15 protein-coding genes are annotated in these 15,704 nt (G+C 70.1%); 13 read left to right on the top strand and 2 right to left on the bottom strand.

Annotated elements, in window-relative coordinates; genetic code table 11:
• Window positions 1-6: 6 nt before the first annotated feature.
• Window positions 7-1,422: an MFS transporter gene (locus tag OKW78_RS03985; RefSeq protein WP_342765806.1), complete on the bottom strand. Its 1,416-nt coding sequence runs from the start codon at window positions 1,420-1,422 to the stop codon at window positions 7-9.
• A gap of 230 nt (window positions 1,423-1,652) precedes the next feature.
• Here OKW78_RS03985 and OKW78_RS03980 point away from each other — a divergent pair, with 230 nt between their 5' ends.
• From OKW78_RS03980 to thiM, 10 genes are all read left to right on the top strand, one after another.
• Complete coding sequence (locus tag OKW78_RS03980; RefSeq protein WP_281194002.1) at window positions 1,653-2,009, top strand: DUF2209 family protein; 357 nt, start codon at window positions 1,653-1,655, stop codon at window positions 2,007-2,009.
• Window positions 2,006-3,385 carry a GTPase HflX gene (hflX, locus tag OKW78_RS03975; protein ID WP_281194001.1) on the top strand — a complete coding sequence of 460 codons (1,380 nt, stop codon included), beginning with the start codon at window positions 2,006-2,008 and terminating at the stop codon, window positions 3,383-3,385. The genes OKW78_RS03980 and hflX overlap by 4 nt, the downstream gene beginning before the upstream one ends.
• Before the next feature lie 83 nt (window positions 3,386-3,468).
• The gene (gene fen, locus OKW78_RS03970; RefSeq protein WP_281194000.1) at window positions 3,469-4,446 is read left to right on the top strand and encodes a flap endonuclease-1; all 978 of its coding nucleotides are present in this window, start codon (window positions 3,469-3,471) and stop codon (window positions 4,444-4,446) included.
• A gap of 93 nt (window positions 4,447-4,539) precedes the next feature.
• Window positions 4,540-5,436: a complex I NDUFA9 subunit family protein gene (locus tag OKW78_RS03965; protein WP_281193999.1), complete on the top strand. Its 897-nt coding sequence runs from the start codon at window positions 4,540-4,542 to the stop codon at window positions 5,434-5,436.
• Window positions 5,437-5,614: 178 nt separating this feature from the next.
• Window positions 5,615-6,793 carry a tubulin/FtsZ family protein gene (locus tag OKW78_RS03960; protein WP_203227840.1) on the top strand — a complete coding sequence of 393 codons (1,179 nt, stop codon included), beginning with the start codon at window positions 5,615-5,617 and terminating at the stop codon, window positions 6,791-6,793.
• Window positions 6,794-6,804: 11 nt separating this feature from the next.
• Window positions 6,805-7,524: a 2-phospho-L-lactate guanylyltransferase gene (gene cofC, locus OKW78_RS03955; RefSeq protein ID WP_281193998.1), complete on the top strand. Its 720-nt coding sequence runs from the start codon at window positions 6,805-6,807 to the stop codon at window positions 7,522-7,524.
• A gap of 92 nt (window positions 7,525-7,616) precedes the next feature.
• Window positions 7,617-8,789 (top strand): 7,8-didemethyl-8-hydroxy-5-deazariboflavin synthase subunit CofG, encoded by a 1,173-nt coding sequence (gene cofG, locus OKW78_RS03950; RefSeq protein ID WP_281194146.1) that lies wholly within the window; start codon window positions 7,617-7,619, stop codon window positions 8,787-8,789.
• Window positions 8,790-8,897: 108 nt separating this feature from the next.
• Window positions 8,898-9,758, top strand: coding sequence for a mechanosensitive ion channel family protein (locus OKW78_RS03945; protein WP_281193997.1), 861 nt, complete (start codon window positions 8,898-8,900; stop codon window positions 9,756-9,758).
• A 218-nt stretch (window positions 9,759-9,976) separates the two neighbouring features.
• Window positions 9,977-10,627 carry a thiamine phosphate synthase gene (thiE, locus tag OKW78_RS03940; protein WP_281193996.1) on the top strand — a complete coding sequence of 217 codons (651 nt, stop codon included), beginning with the start codon at window positions 9,977-9,979 and terminating at the stop codon, window positions 10,625-10,627.
• Window positions 10,617-11,492, top strand: coding sequence for a hydroxyethylthiazole kinase (gene thiM / locus OKW78_RS03935; protein WP_281193995.1), 876 nt, complete (start codon window positions 10,617-10,619; stop codon window positions 11,490-11,492). The genes thiE and thiM overlap by 11 nt, the downstream gene beginning before the upstream one ends.
• Before the next feature lie 45 nt (window positions 11,493-11,537).
• Here the strand turns inward: thiM and OKW78_RS03930 are convergent, their stop codons facing one another.
• The gene (locus tag OKW78_RS03930) at window positions 11,538-12,266 is read right to left on the bottom strand and encodes an SDR family oxidoreductase (RefSeq protein WP_281193994.1); all 729 of its coding nucleotides are present in this window, start codon (window positions 12,264-12,266) and stop codon (window positions 11,538-11,540) included.
• Between the two features lie 88 nt (window positions 12,267-12,354).
• On the opposite strand from OKW78_RS03930, the gene OKW78_RS03925 reads away from it, so the two are divergent.
• From OKW78_RS03925 to cruF, 3 genes are read left to right on the top strand one after another with little or no spacing between them, the layout of a single operon-like run.
• The gene (locus tag OKW78_RS03925) at window positions 12,355-13,854 is read left to right on the top strand and encodes an NAD(P)/FAD-dependent oxidoreductase (protein ID WP_281193993.1); all 1,500 of its coding nucleotides are present in this window, start codon (window positions 12,355-12,357) and stop codon (window positions 13,852-13,854) included.
• A 4-nt stretch (window positions 13,855-13,858) separates the two neighbouring features.
• Entirely contained in the window at window positions 13,859-14,743 is an 885-nt protein-coding gene (locus tag OKW78_RS03920) for a prenyltransferase (protein ID WP_281193992.1), read from the top strand.
• Complete coding sequence (gene cruF, locus OKW78_RS03915; protein WP_281193991.1) at window positions 14,740-15,633, top strand: bisanhydrobacterioruberin hydratase; 894 nt, start codon at window positions 14,740-14,742, stop codon at window positions 15,631-15,633. Before OKW78_RS03920 ends, cruF begins: the two co-directional genes overlap by 4 nt.
• Window positions 15,634-15,704: the final 71 nt, after the last annotated feature.

Raw genomic sequence — 15,704 nt, 5'->3', positions numbered from 1 at the left:
GCTGGATCAGCGCTCGTCGGGATCGACGCTCGTTCGGACTCGCGGGTCGTCCGTCGGCGACTCGGACGGCTCGGACGTTTCGGACGGCGACTCGGACGGCGACCCGGTCGGATCGGTGGTTCGAGACGCGTTCGCCTTCGGTGTCCCGTTCCGACGCACCCGCCGCCCGAGCAGGAAGACGAGGGCCGCGCCGACGAGCACCAGTGCGCCGGCGGCAACGAATCCCAGCTCGTAGCTCGTCGCGGCGATCCGTCCCCCGATCACGCTCCCGATCGCTCCGGCGAGCGCGCTCAACGCGGCGTACACGCCGAGCGCCTCGCCGCGGACGGAGAGCGGCGCGAGCCGGGTCACGAGCGTCCCGGCGGTGACCGCGATCACCGCCCAGGTGAGCCCGATCAGCCCGAAGACGACGGCCATTCCGAGGTAACCGAGCGCCGACACGCCGAGTGCCGCTCCGACGACGAAGACCAGCGGGAACGCGATCCCCCGCGCGGAGAGCCCCAGAACCTGGATCGACATCGGGTCGCGTCGACCGGAGACCTCCCCGACCCGCTCGAAGAGGACCGCCGAGGCGACGCTGCTGACCAGGTAGAGGGCGAACACGCCCTCCGAGCCGACGCCGACGTCGGTGAGGTACGCCGGGAGCGGCGCGAAGAAGGCGGCGAAGCCGGTGAAAAAGAGCGTGACCGCGCCGAAGTAGAGCGCGAGCGTCGGGGTGAACCGCTCGGCCAGCCGCCCGGGATGGAGCCGCCGGAAGTCCGCGCGCCCGACCGCGAACGGGAACGTCGCCGCTCGGACGCTGAAACGGTTCGCCCGCCGGAGGGCCCGCTGGAGCCGTCGGGGTGAGACCTCGGCCGACTCGGCGTCGGCCGGGAGCCACCGGACCGAGGCGAGGAGTCCGATGCCCGCGAGGGCAGCGAGCGCGAGGAGCAGGCTCCCGATCCCGCTCGTACCGCCGAGGCGCGCCGCGGCTCCGGTCCAAACCGTGCCGAGCAGGAGCCCGAGCGCCCAGCCGATCCCCCCGTACTCGTTCAACTCGCCGATCCGTGTGCTCCACTCGTTCTCCGGCGCGCCGGCGACCGCGAGCAGCGTGACGACCGGCGTGGCGGCCGCGAACGCGAACCAGACGACGCCGTTGGCGGCGACCACGGCGGGGATCGACTCGAGTGCGGGCAAGACCGCGAGCGAGACGACGAGCAGGGCGAGCGCGGCGATCACGAACACTCGCCGTCGCCCCGTGCGATCGGCGAGCCGACCGAAGACGAGCGCGCCGGGGACGCCGACGGCGGCGGCGACCGCGGCGAGCGTGCCGAGGGTGGCCGCCGATCCGCCGAGTTCGACGACGTACAGCGGGACGACGAGCGACGCACCGCCGAACGCCACCGATGCGAGCGCCCAGGCGTACAGCCACGACTTCGACATACGGACGAGCACTTCGCCCGCGGCTACATAAGACGGACGGTGGGATTCACGATGGGACGGATGGTGGGGCTCACGACGGGACGGACTGGGACTCACGATACGGGTGAGGATCGGCCCTCCGGGCGGGAAATTCAAGCCGAAGGGGGACCTACTGACCTCCATGGTTCGAGCGCGGACGGACGGGATCCGTCCAATCGAGGTGGACGGCGCCCGTCCCTGAGGTCGTCGGCGTGGACATCAGCGGCCGCCACGAGGAGGACGGCGAGTACCTGATGGTCGCGGCCGCGGTCCACGCCAGCGTCGACTCCAGCCGGATCCGCTCGGTCGAGGGGATCGGGTTCGCCAGCGTGCGCGAGGGACCGACCCTCGAGGCGACGGTCGACCTCGTCGCCGAGGCGGTGGGAAACCTCCCGGAGCCGCCGGCGTGTCCGATCGTCTCCGAGCACGGCGAGTTCTACGAGGAGCCCGCCGACCGGATCGGGTTGAGCTTCCAGCCCGACTTTAAATACGTCGAGAGCATAGGCGAACGCGAAACCGTGCAGGCCGCACATCACGCCGCGTACGCCGCCCGAGGGTTGCTCCTGTGAGGAGCGACGCCGGCGGGACGGGACGAACGGGGCCGACGGATCGATCAGGGCGAGGAGCCGACGGCGAGGCGACCGACGACCGCCCGGCGGTCGTCGCCAAGCGCGTCGACGCCGGCGACGCCGACCTCTCGGAGATAACCCGGCTCGCGGAGGCCGCGGGATACGAGGTCGTCGGCGGACTCACCCAGACCCGCACCGAGGACGCCGCGTTCATGTTCGGCGAGGGGAAGGTCGCGGAGCTTCGCGACCTCGTCCGCGAGCGCGACGCCGACTGCGTCGTGATCGACAACGACGTCGGGCCCTATCAGACGTTCAACATCGGGGGAGAGCTCCCCGAGGGCGTCGAGGTGATAGACCGGTTCACGCTCATCCTAGAGATCTTCGGCCAGCGCGCGAACACCCGGAAGGCCCAGCTCCAGGTCGAACTCGCCGAACTGCGGTACGAGCTGCCGCGCGCGGAGGCGAAGGCCAGCCTGGCGAAACGCGACGAGCGCCCGGGGTTCATGGGGCTCGGAGAGTACGACGAGAGCGTCGAGCGCGACATCAAACGCCAGATCTCGGAGATCCAGGACGAACTGGAATCGATCGCCGAGAAGGAGCAGGCCCGCCGCGAGCAACGCCGCGACTCCGGGTTCGACCTGGTCGCGCTCGCGGGCTACACCAACGCGGGGAAGTCGACGCTGATGCGGCGGCTGGCCGCCGAGCTCGACGTCGACGAGAACGAGGACCGCCACCCGGACCTCGCGACGACCGCCGAGTCGGAGGACATGCTGTTCACCACGCTCGGGACGACGACCCGCCGGGCGGAGATGGAGAAACGCGACGTGCTGCTCACGGACACGGTCGGGTTCATCGCGGACCTTCCCCACTGGCTCGTCGAGTCGTTCGAGTCGACGCTGGACTCGGTGTACCGCGCGGACCTCGTGTTGCTCGTGGTGGACGCGAGCGAGCCGGTGCCCGAGATGCGCGAGAAGCTCGTCACGAGCCACGACACGCTCTACGAGCGCAACGAGGCCCCCATCGTCACCGTGTTCAACAAGGTCGACCGGCTCGATCCCGGCGAGCTGGCGGACAAGCGCGCCGCGCTCTCGGGGCTCGCGCCGGACCCGGTGGCCGTCTCGGCGCGGACGGGTGCGGGCGTCGCGGAGCTCCGCGACCGCGTGGAGGCCGAGCTTCCGGAGTGGGAGCGCGAGCGGCTGATGTTGCCCGTCTCCGACGACGCGATGAGCCTCGTCTCGTGGATCCACGACCACGCCCACGTCGACGAGGAGACGTACGCCGACGAGCACGTCACGCTCGCCTTCGAGGCCAAGCCGTCGATCGTCTCGCGAGCCCGGTCGAAGGCGTCGGAGCTGGCGCCGGCGAGCTCGACGTAGCCGCCGTCCGCCCTCGTTCCCGGCGGTGAGTCCTCTACCGCCGTCTCGATCGTTTAATATCCCGGAAGGCGATGAGACGGGTAATGGGAAACGCGGACCTGCGCGACCTCGCGTCGATACGGGAGGTCGCCTTCGAGGAGCTGGAGGGGAGCGTCGTCGCCGTCGACGCGCACAACTGGCTGTATCGGTACCTCACGACGACGGTGAAGTGGACGAACGACGACGCCTACACGACCGCCGAGGGCGTCGAGGTCGCCAACTTGCTCGGGATCGTCCAGGGGCTCCCGAAGTTCTTCGAACACGACCTGACGCCGGTGATGGTGTTCGACGGAGAGGTGACCGACCTGAAGGCCGACGAGGTGGCGGAACGCAGGGAGAAACGCGAGCGCGCCGAGAAGCGACGGGAAGCGGCGGCCGAGCGCGGCGACGCCGTCGAGGCCGCTCGCCTCTCCGCACGGACGCAGCGGCTCACCGACACCATCCAGGAGACGACAAGGGAGCTGTTCGGCCTGCTCGACGTGCCGATCGTGGAGGCCCCCGCGGAGGGGGAGGCACAGTGTGCGCACATGGCCGCGACGGGGACCGTCGACCACGCGGGCAGCGAGGACTACGACACCCTGCTGTTCGGCGCGCCGACGACGCTCCGGCAGCTGACGAGCAAGGGCGACCCGGAGCTGATGGACCTCGAGGCGACGCTCGCGGACCTCGAACTCGACCGCGAGGGACTCGTCGACGTCGCCATGCTGTGTGGTACCGACTTCAACGGGGGCGTCCGCGGTATCGGGCCGAAGACGGCGGTGTCGGCGGTACGCGAGCACGGCGACCTGTGGGCCGTCCTCGAGGCACGCGACGCGTCGATCCCGAACGCGGAGACGGTTCGGGAGTTCTTCCTCGACCCGCCGGTCACGGACGCCGACTTCGACGGGACGATCGAACCCGACGTCGAGGCCGCGCGGGCGTACGTGGTGGACGAGTGGGGCGTCGACGCCGACGAGGTCGCTCGCGGGTTCGAGCGCATCCGGGAGTCACAGGTCCAGACCGGCCTCGACCGGTGGACGTAATGACACTACACGGCATGGTTTTAGTTGACATGTGTCGTTCGGGCGTCTGACGCCGCGGTAGGTTTACGTTCGTTCCTCGCTAATCGGGAAGATATGAAGGTGTTGGTAGCCGGCGGGACCGGTTTCATCGGGTCGTACCTCTGTCGCGCGCTCGTCGAGGACGACCACGAGGTGACCGCGATGTCGCGGTCGCCCGCGGAGACGCCCGAGGGGGTCGACTCCGCCGTCGGCGACGTCACGGCGTACGACTCCATCACGCCCGCGGTCGAGGGTCACGACGCGGTGGTGAACCTGGTCGCGCTCTCGCCGCTCTTCGAGCCGAAGGGCGGCAACGTCATGCACGACCGGATCCACCGCGCCGGGACCGAGAACCTCGTCCGGGCGGCCGAGGAGGCGGGCGCCGACCGGTTCCTTCAGATGAGCGCGCTCGGGGCCGACCCCGACGGCGACACCGCCTACATCCGGTCGAAGGGACAGGCCGAGGAGATCGTCCGCGGGAGCGACCTGGAGTGGACGACGTTCCGGCCCTCGGTCGTCTTCGGCGAGGGCGGCGAGTTCGTCTCCTTCACGAAGCGGCTCAAGGGGATGTTCGCGCCGGGCGTACCGCTGTATCCGCTTCCCGGCGGCGGCAGGACGCGCTTCCAGCCGATCCACGTCGAGGACCTCGTCCCGATGCTCGTGGCCGCCCTGGAGTCCGACGAACACGTCGGCGAGGTCTACGAGGTGGGTGGCCCGGAGACGCTGACGCTGCGGGAGGTGACGAACCTCGTCTACGAGGCCGAACGCAAGGGCGTTCGGATCGTCCCGCTGCCGATGCCGCTGGCGCGGATCGGGCTCACGGTGCTCGGGGCCGTTCCCGGGTTCCCGATGGGAGGAGACCAGTACCGCTCGTTGAAGTTCGACAACACGACCGCCGACAACGACGTCGGTGCGTTCGGCGTCGACGAGTCGGAGATGACCACGCTCGGTGCGTATCTGGGGGTCGAGTGACCGTGACTCGCGCCCGAAACGCGGACGCCGGATCGGAGCCGATATCGCGGAGATCGCCCGACCTAATCGGGGCGAACGCCGGGACCGACCGGACGTGGATCTCAGGACTGGTAACGCCATCCGAAGGCTTATGGTCCACATCCCACTCTGGTCGTTTCAAAGGCGGAGGGAGTTCAATATGAAACTGGCAATGATCGGATTCGGACAGGCGGGTGGGAAAGTCGTCGACAAGTTCCTGGAGTACGACAAACGGACCGGCTCTGAGATCGTGCGCGCCGCCGCGGCGGTGAACACGGCCAAGGCCGACCTCATGGGGCTCGAACACATCCCGGAGGGACAGCGCGTGCTCATCGGCCAGTCCCGGGTGAAGGGCCACGGGGTCGGCGCGGACAACGAGCTCGGCGCGGAGATCGCCGAGGAGGACATCGACGAGGTACAGGGCGCGATCGACTCGATCCCGGTCCACGAGGTGGACGCGTTCCTCGTCGTGGCGGGACTCGGCGGCGGCACCGGCTCCGGGGGCGCGCCGGTGCTGGCCAAACACCTCAAGCGGATCTACACCGAGCCCGTCTACGGGCTCGGCGTGCTGCCGGGCAGCGACGAGGGCGGCATCTACACCCTGAACGCGGCCCGGTCGTTCCAGACGTTCGTCCGCGAGGTGGACAACCTGATGGTGTTCGACAACGACGCCTGGCGGAAGACGGGCGAGTCGGTCCAGGGCGGCTACGAGGAGATCAACGAGGAGATCGTCCGACGCTTCGGGATCCTGTTCGGCGCGGGCGAGATCCAGCAGGGCCAGGAGGTCGCGGAGAGCGTCGTCGACTCCTCGGAGATCATCAACACGCTCTCCGGCGGCGGCGTCTCCACGGTCGGCTACGCCGAGGAGGAGGTCGAGGAGCGCAGCTCCGGTGGCCTGCTCTCGCGGCTCCGCAACGACGACGGCGGCGACGAACTCGACAGCGCGCACACCACCAACCGGATCACGAGCCTCGTCCGAAAGGCGGCGCTCGGTCGGCTCACGCTCCCCTGTGAGATCGAGGGCGCGGAGCGGGCGCTGCTCGTGCTCGCTGGACCGCCGGAGTACCTCAACCGGAAGGGTATCGAGCGCGGCCGCAAGTGGCTCGAGGAGCAGACCGGCTCGATGGAGGTCCGCGGCGGCGACTACCCGTACCGCGGCGCGGGCTTCGTCGCCACCGTGATCCTGCTGGCGGGCGTCACGAACGTCCCCCGGATCAAGGAGCTCCAGGAGGTCGCCATCGAGGCACAGGACAACCTCGACGAGATCCGCGAGGAGAGCGACGAGAACCTCGACAGCCTCGTCAGCGACGACGGCGACGAGCTCGAGTCGCTGTTCTAGGCGGCCGTCGAATGGAGGTCCTCGTTCCTTTCTCCACCCATCGTCCGAAATCGCGGCTCGCCGACGCCCTCTCTCCCTCCGAGCGGGCCGCGTTCGCGCGGACCATGCTCGCCGACGTGCTGGCGGCGGTGGACGACGCCGGCGGGACCCCGCGAGTTCTCGCGACCGACGAGTTCGAGACGAGCGACGGGAGCGCGCCAAGCGACGGGAGCGACCCGACCGCCCAGCCGACCCTCCCGATCGATCCGCCGGTCACCGTCGACGATCGGCCGCTCAGCGACGCGGTGAACGCGATCCTCGAGGAGCGTCGACCCGGCGAGGAGGTCGAGGCGGTCGCCGTCGTGATGGCCGACCTCGCGCTCGCGACTCCCGGGGCGCTCGAACGGCTGTTCGGCGGGACCGGCCACGATGGCCGTGGGACGGAGACCGGCCCGGCCGACGTGACGATCGCCCCCGGCCGTGGCGGCGGCACGAACGCGCTCGTCGTCTCCCATCCGCGCTTCCGCGTCGACTACCACGGCGCGTCCTTCCTCGATCATCGTCGGATCGCGGCCGAGATCGGTGCATCGGTCCGGACGGTCGACTCCCATCGGCTCGCGACGGACATCGACGAGCGCGCGGACCTCGCGGAGCTTCTGATCCACGGCGACGGCGCGGCCGCGACGTGGCTCCGGGAGGCCGGATTCGCCCTCGACGCCGACGGCGGGCGCGTCGGCGTCGTTCGCGAGTGAGCGCGGTGATCTCCCTCTACGGAGCCGCCGGCGAACTCAGGTGCGGATCCGCGACCGCGACGCTTTTTGAACTCGACCGCGGAGAACGCCTCGTGTTCGCGGACGCAGCGGAGTACGGGATCGATATCGAGGTCGACGATCGGGCGGTCGAGCGACTGCTCTCCGTCGGTCCCGCCGACGTCGACACGGCCGGGGGACTCACCTTCTCGCGGAACGTCTTCATCCCGCTGACGACCGCCTGTCGGTACACCTGTACGTACTGTACCTACTACGACGTGCCGGGAGAGGCCTCGTTGCTCTCGCCCGACGAGGTGAGAGAGCGGTGTCGGGTCGGCGCGGACGCGGGGTGTACGGAGGCGTTGTTCACCTTCGGCGACGAGCCGGACGACCGGTACACGCGTGTCCACGAGCGGCTCGACGAGTGGGGATTCGGCTCGATCCACGACTACCTCTACCGGGCGTGTGAGATCGCCCTGGAGGAGGGACTGCTCCCGCACTCGAACCCGGGCGACCTCACGGAGGCGGCGTTTCGCGACCTGCGCGAGGTGAACGCCTCGATGGGCGTGATGCTGGAGACGACCGCCGACGTCGACGCCCACAGCGGAGGGCGACGGAAGACGCCCGGACAGCGGCTGAACACGATCCGCGCGGCGGGTCGTCAGGGCGTCCCGTTCACGACCGGGATCCTCGTGGGGATCGGCGAGGACTGGCGTGACCGCGCGGAGAGCCTGCTCGCGATCCGCGACCTCCACGAGCGATACGGCCACGTCCAGGAGGTGATCGTCCAGAACGTCGTCCCGAACGAGCGGTCGGACTTCGCGAAGCCCGACCTCGAGACGATGCGACGGGTCGTCGCGATGGCGCGGGCCGCGTTGCCGCCGGCGGTGTCGGTTCAGGTGCCGCCGAACCTCTCGCCGGCGGCGGAGCTCGTCGACTGCGGGATAGACGACCTCGGCGGCGTCTCGCCCGTCACGGACGACTACGTCAACCCCGCGTACGCGTGGCCCGACCTCGACGGCCTCCGAGCGGTCGCCGACGCGGGCGGGATCCCCCTTCGCGAGCGACTCCCCACCTACGCCCGGTTCCTCCCGGCCGACCTCCGTCCCGCAGGCGTGGACTCGGCCGTGGAGCCGCAAAACCGCGAGACGTGGCTCCCGCCGGCGGTCCGTGACCGGATCCGCGCCGACGACGTCCACGGCCGGCGACTGGGGGGCGTCGCCCGCGGCGAGGGGCCGCTGGACCCGCGGCCGGCACACGGCGACTGAGGCGAGGACGCGCGGCGACCGGGCGAGGTGTCGAACGTAACTATCGAGCGGGAATAAACAACTGCGCTGCCAGTAGCTTCTTTAAATATCACTCCGAACGAGTGAACGATGGTACCACTACAGTTCGGGTTGACGGGGATCGCGGCGACGGTCGCGGTGTTCTTATTCACCGTGTTCAAGTTCGTCGCCGGCTTCGTCGGCGTGTTGTTGCTCGGGAAGGTCCTCTTCGTGCCCGGCGTGGAGCGGACGATCGAGTCCCGGGGGTTGGACGAGGCGGTCAAGAGCCTCGGGTCGAGCGTCGCGAACGCGGTCGTCTGGGTCGCGGCGATCGCGATCGGGTTCACGCTCGCGGGGTACGGCGCGTTCCTCTCGGCGTTCGCCGTCTTCGGCGGCGCGATCGCGCTCGCGATAGGGTTCGCGGCCCAGGACCTGCTCGGCAACTTCGTCGCCGGGATCTTCATCCTCAAGGACAAGCCGTTCGAGGTCGGCGACTGGATCGAGTGGGACGGCAACGCGGGTCGCGTCGAGGACATCGACCTGCGCGTCTCGCGGGTACGAACGTTCGACAACGAGCGTATCACGGTGCCGAACGGCGACCTCGCGAACAACGCGGTGACGAACCCGGTCGCCTACGAGACGCTCCGTCAGAAGTTCGTCTTCGGCATCGGCTACGACGACGACATCGCACGGGCGACCGAGATCATCGTCGAGAAGGCGGAGGCACACGAGGAGATCCTCGACGACCCCGCGCCGTCGGTTCGGCTCGTCGAGCTCGGCGACTCCGACGTGGGGCTCCAGTCCCGCTGGTGGATCGCCGACCCCGACCGCGGCGACTTCGTCCGCGTGCGCTCGGAGTACGTCACCGCGGTGAAGGAGGCGTTCGACGAGGCCGGGATCGACATCCCGTACGTCCACCGCCAGCTCACCGGCAGCGTCGAGGTCATCGAGTCGGTCGCGGCCGACGAGTAGGGCCGTCGCGGTCCCCGCCCGCTCTTCGCTTTCGTCCGGTTCCCGTCCTCTCCGTCATCGTCTCTCATTATTCTCTCTCCACCATCGTCTCTTCCGTTCTGTTCCGTCGCTTCTCGTTTTCCATCGATCACCCTTGACGTCCTCCCCGCGCTGAAGCGCGAGGCTTTCTCCTTGATTCTCCGTAACCGTTTTGAACTGACCACCGGAACGTACAACTGATGAATACTCTGCCGGACCCGTCGTCGTGGCGGACCTATCTCGTGACGGGGGCCGAACACTCCGCCGGACGGGACACGGAAACGATCGTTGCCGACGCGCTGGCCGGCGGCATCGACGCCGTCCAACTCCGCGAGAAGGCAACCGACGCGCGGAGCCGGTACCGACTCGGGCACCGGCTTCGTGAGATGACTGCGGACGCGGGCGTCCCGCTGATCGTCAACGACCGGGTCGATCTCGCGGCGGCGGTCGACGCCGACGGCGTCCACCTCGGACAGTCGGACCTCCCGGTCGCGGTCGCCCGCGAGCAGCTCGGCGAGTCGGCGATCGTCGGCGTCTCGGCGTCGACCGTCGCGGAGGCGACGGAGGCGGTCGACGCCGGTGCGGACTACCTCGGCGTCGGGGCCGTCTACGGCACCGACTCGAAGGACGTCTCCGGCGATCGCGACGGGATCGGGACCGAACGGATCGCCACGGTCGCCGACGCGGTCGACGTCCCCGCGGTGGGGATAGGCGGGATCGACGCTGACAACGCGGCCGCCGTCGTCGAAGAGGGCGCGACCGGCGTCGCGGTCGTCTCCGCGGTCACGACGGCCGCGGATCCGGAGACCGCGACCGCCGAGCTCCGGGAGGTGATCGCCGATGTCCGATGAGCGGGACCCGACTTCCACCCTCGACGCCGGGCTCGACGCCGGCCTCCTCCGTCGAACGCTGTCCGCGGTCGGCGAGACCGCCCCGCTCGTCCACCACCTGACGAACGACGTGACGACGAGCGAGACGGCGAACGTCACCCTCCACTGGGGCGGACTCCCGGTGATGGCCGACGCGCCGGCCGAGGCGGGCGACATGGCGGCCGGCGCCGACGCGGTCGTGGTGAACACCGGCACGGCCGACCGGGACGACGTCGACGCGATGATCGACGCCGGACGGCGGGCGAACGAGGCGGACGTTCCGGTGGTGCTCGACCCGGTCGGCTACGGCGCGACCCCGCACCGCGTCGAGTCGGTCGGTCGACTGCTCGACGCGGTCGCGTTCGACGTGATCAAGGGGAACGCCGGGGAAGTCCGGGGGCTCGCCGGGGAGGAGGCGACGGTCAGGGGCGTCGAGTCGGTGGGCGACGAGTCGGACGTCGCCGACGCCGCCGTCGCGCTCGCGACCGAGACCGGCGCGGTCGTCGTGGCGTCCGGACCGACGGACGTCGTCGCCGGCCCGGACGGGGACGCCTACGAACTGGCGGTCGGACACGAGCGGATGGGCTCGTTCGTCGGCTCGGGCTGTATGCTCGCGAGCACGCTCGGGACGGTGGCGGCGCTGACCCGCGAGGAGGACGCGCCGATCGAGACGGCGACGGAGGCGGCACTGGTCGCGACGACGGCGTACGGGCTGGCCGGAGAGCGGGCCGCCGAGACGACCCCGCCCGGACCGGGGAGCTACCGGATCGCGTTCATGGACGCGGTGGCGGCGACGGCCACGGACCCGCCGGCGGTCGGCGTCCGTGACCGCGCGTCGCAGATCTGATCCCGGACGCGCCCGGCATCGTGGACTCGAGCCCGGACCGGGGAGCTACCGAGTCGCCGCCTTCCACTCGCGGAGCCCGAGGCGGGAGCCGTTCAGGTCCTCGGCGGACGCGTCGGTCGCGGCCCAGACGAACAGCGGCGCGGCGCTCTCCGGGTCGCGGGCGCGCTCCATCCCCGTGAGGTCGGTGGCGACGAGCCCGGGGTCGACGACGCCGACGGCCGCGTCGACGTCGGCAGCGAACCCGCGGGCGACCGCCTCCGCCGCGGCCTTCGATACCGCGTACGCGCCCATTCCTTCCTTCGATTCGTGGGCGACGGAGCCGGAGGGGACGATCACCCGAGCGTCCTCGGCGAGGTGCGGGATCGCCTCGCGTATCGTGGCGAACACGCCCCGGGCGTTCGTCCGCATGGTGTCGTCGAACTCGCGGTAGGCGGTCCCGTCGGTCGGCGACCCTCCCGGCGTACCGTGGAAGACGGCCGCGTTCGCGAGGACGACGTCGACGGGGCCGGACTCGCGGGCGACGCGCTCGAAGAACCGCTCGAGGTCGAACTCGTCGCGGACGTCGACGCGGGCTCCCCACGCGGTTCCCTCCGTGTCGCCGCCGATGGCATCGTCGCCGTCCCCCGCGTTCCCGTTCAGCTCCGCGACGGTCCGGTCGACGGCGCCCCCGTCCCGCCCGGAGACGGCGACGAACGCGCCGGCGTCGACGAACGCCCTCGCCACTGCCCGCCCGATCCCGCTCGTCGCCCCGGTGATCGCGACCGTCTGATCCATCGACGATAGCTACGGCCGTCGGCGACTTAGTCGTACCCACCGCGGCCGTCGTGGTGGTATTTATACGGATCCCGTCCGAGGATCGAGTATGGACGCGGCCCCCGACATCGACGCCGTGGCCGGCGAGTCCGTCGTCGTGATCGGCGGCGGGTTCGGCGGCCTCTCGACGGCCTGTTACCTCGCCGACGCCGGCGCGGAGGTCACCCTCCTCGAGAAGAACGAACAGCTCGGCGGGCGCGCGAGCCGCCTCGAGGCCGACGGGTTCCGCTTCGACATGGGTCCGTCGTGGTACCTCATGCCCGACGTGTTCGAGCGCTTCTTCGGGCACTTCGACCGCTCGCCGGAGGAGTACTATACGCTCACACACCTCGACCCGCACTACCGCGTGTTCTGGAAGGACGGCGACCGGGTCGACGTGCTTCCCGACATGGCGCACAACCGCGAGCTGTTCGAGGCGTACGAGCCCGGCGCGGGCGACGCGCTGGACGCGTACCTCGAGGATGCCGAACGCACCTACGAGATCGGGATGGAACACTTCGTCTACGAGGACCGCCCCCGCCTCCGCGACTACGTCGACCGCGACGTGCTCCGGTACTCGTGGGGGCTCTCGCTGCTCGGCAAGATGCAGGGCCACGTCGAGGGGTACTTCGACCACCCCAAGCTCCAGCAGCTGATGCAGTACACGCTGGTCTTCCTCGGCGGGTCGCCGACGAACACGCCCGCGCTGTACAACCTCATGAGCCACGTCGATTTCAACATGGGCGTCTACTACCCCGACGGCGGGGTCGGCGCGGTCGTCGACGGGATCGTCGAGCTCGCCGAGGAGCTCGGCGTCGAGTTCGTCACCGACGCGGAGGTGACGGACATCGAGGGGAGATACGGCGCGTTCGCGGTCGACACCGCCGGCGGCGACCGCTACCTCGCCGACGTCGTCGTCTCGAACGCGGACTACGCCCACACCGAACAGGAGCTGTTGCCCGAACGGAAGCGCCAGTACACCCAGGAGTACTGGGAGTCGCGGACGTATGCGCCCTCGGCGTTCCTCCTGTATCTCGGCGTCGAGGGCGACGTCGAGGAGCTGGCCCACCACACCCTGGTGTTGCCGACGCGGTGGGAGGAGCACTTCGCGCAGATCTTCGACGAGCCCGCCTGGCCGGACGACCCCGCCTACTACCTCTGTGTCCCCTCGGAGACGGACGAGACGGTCGCCCCCGACGGTCACAGCAACCTCTTCGCGCTCGTGCCGATCGCGCCCGGGCTGGAGGACACGCCGGAACTGCGCGCCGAGTACCGCGATCTCGTGCTCGACGACATCGCCGAGAACACCGGCACGGAGCTTCGCGACCGGATCGTCTTCGAGGAGACGTTCTGCGTCGCGGACTTCGCGGACCGGTACAACAGCTACGACGGGAGCGCACTTGGACTCGCCCACACCCTCCGACAGACGTCGCTGTTCCGGCCGCCACACCGTTCCTCGGCCGTCGACGGGCTCTATTTCACCGGCGCGACCACGACGCCCGGGATCGGCGTCCCGATGTGTCTGATAAGCGGGGGACTGACCGCGGAACGGGTCGCGGACACGATCTGACGCCGTGACCGGACCCGACAGCGAGGAGGAGCGGTCCGCCGTCGACCACCTCCGCTACCTGTTCGTGCTCTCTCGGCCGCGCTTCTGGCTCTACCTCGCCGGCCCGGTCGCGGTCGGCGTCACCTACGGGATCGACGACCTCGGCGGGCTGTTCACGCCGACGACGGTCGCGCTCGCGGGCTACTTCCTCGTTCCGGCGAACGTCTTCCTCTACGGCGTCAACGACGTCTTCGACGCGGACGTCGACGAACACAACCCCAAGAAGGACGACCGGGAGGCACGGTGGCGGGGAAACCGGATCGCCCTGCTGGCGGTGGTCGTCGCCGCCGCCCTCGGAGTCGGAACGTTCGCGCTCACGCCGCGGGTCGCGTGGCCGTATCTCGCCGGCTTCTTCGTCCTCGGCGCGGGGTACAGCGCGCCGCCCCTGCGGTTCAAGACGATCCCGTTCGCGGACTCGGCCTCGAACGGGCTCTACGTCCTTCCCGGGGCCGCCGCGTACGCGACGGTCGCGGGGTCGAGCCCGCCGATCGCGGCGCTCGCCGGCGCGTGGCTATGGACGATGGGGATGCACACGTTCTCCGCGATCCCGGACATCGAGCCCGACCGCGAGGCGGGGATCCGGACGACCGCCACGCTGCTCGGGGAGCCGCGGACGTACGCGTACTGTCTCGCCTGCTGGGTCGTCGCCGCGGTCGCGTTCGCCGCGGTCGACGTTCGACTCGGCGTGCTGCTCGGCGTCTACCCCGTCTTCGTGACGTGGGTCGCGACCTCGTCGGTCGACGTCGACCGCGCCTACTGGTGGTTCCCCGCGCTCAACACCGTCGTCGGGACCCTGCTCGCGATGGGCGGGCTCTGGCGGGTCTCCCCCGTCTGGGAGGCGATCGGATGAGCGACGACGGCTCCTCCGCGACGGCATCCGGCTCTCACGGGGGAAGCTTCCGAGACCGCCTCCCGGACACCCGCCAGGGTGCCGAGGCCCTGCTCGACCGGACCGTCCGCGAGAACCGTTTCACGATCGCCGTGCTCTTTCCGGCGGTCGGCGCGGTCACGCTCGTCGGGAGCGCGGAGGGGTGGATACCCGAGCCGTTCGCCTTCCATCCCTGGTTCGTGCTGTTCGGCGTCTGCGTGATGCGGTCCCCGCTCGTGGCCGGGACCCTCCCGCTCTTCGACCGGCGAGCGGCCGGCTGGCTCGGCGTCCTCGTCGCGTACACCTACGCCATCGAGAGCGTCGGGGTCCGGACGGGCTGGCCGTACGGGAGCTTCGAGTACGCGATCGACCTCGGCCCGATGCTCGGCGGGGTGCCGCTCGCGCTCCCGGTGTTCTTCATCCCGCTCGTGGTCAACGCCTACCTGCTCTGTCTGCTGCTCCTCGGCGGACGGGCCTCGAACGGGTGGATCCGACTGCTCGCCGTGAGCGCGACCGTGGTCGCGATGGACGTGGTGTTGGATCCCGGCGCGGTCGCCGTCGGCTTCTGGACGTTCGGCGGCGGCGCGTTCTACGGCGTTCCCCTCTCGAACTACGCGGGATGGGTGTTGTCGGCGGTCGTCGCGGTGGTCACGCTGGATCGGGCGTTCGAGACGGACGCGGTCCGCGAGCGGCTGGCGACGTGCGAGTTCATGCTCGACGACATGGTGAGTTTCGTGATCCTCTGGGGCGGGATCAACGTCTGGTTCGGAAACTCCCTCCCCGCGCTCGTCGCGATCGCGTTCGGCCTCGGCCTCCTCAAGACCGACCGGTTCGACGCCGGGCTCCTGCGTCCGTCGTCCGCCGGGGAGTGAGTGCGGCCGACCGCGGATCCGACTCGAAACCCCTTATATACGGGGCGCCCGTCGTTCGAGTATGGAGACGA

It is taken from the genome of Halorubrum sp. F4, from assembly GCF_027257195.1.
Lineage (GTDB): Archaea > Halobacteriota > Halobacteria > Halobacteriales > Haloferacaceae > Halorubrum.
Note: the sequence above shows the minus strand (reverse complement) of the source record. Positions and strands in the feature narration are given on the sequence as shown.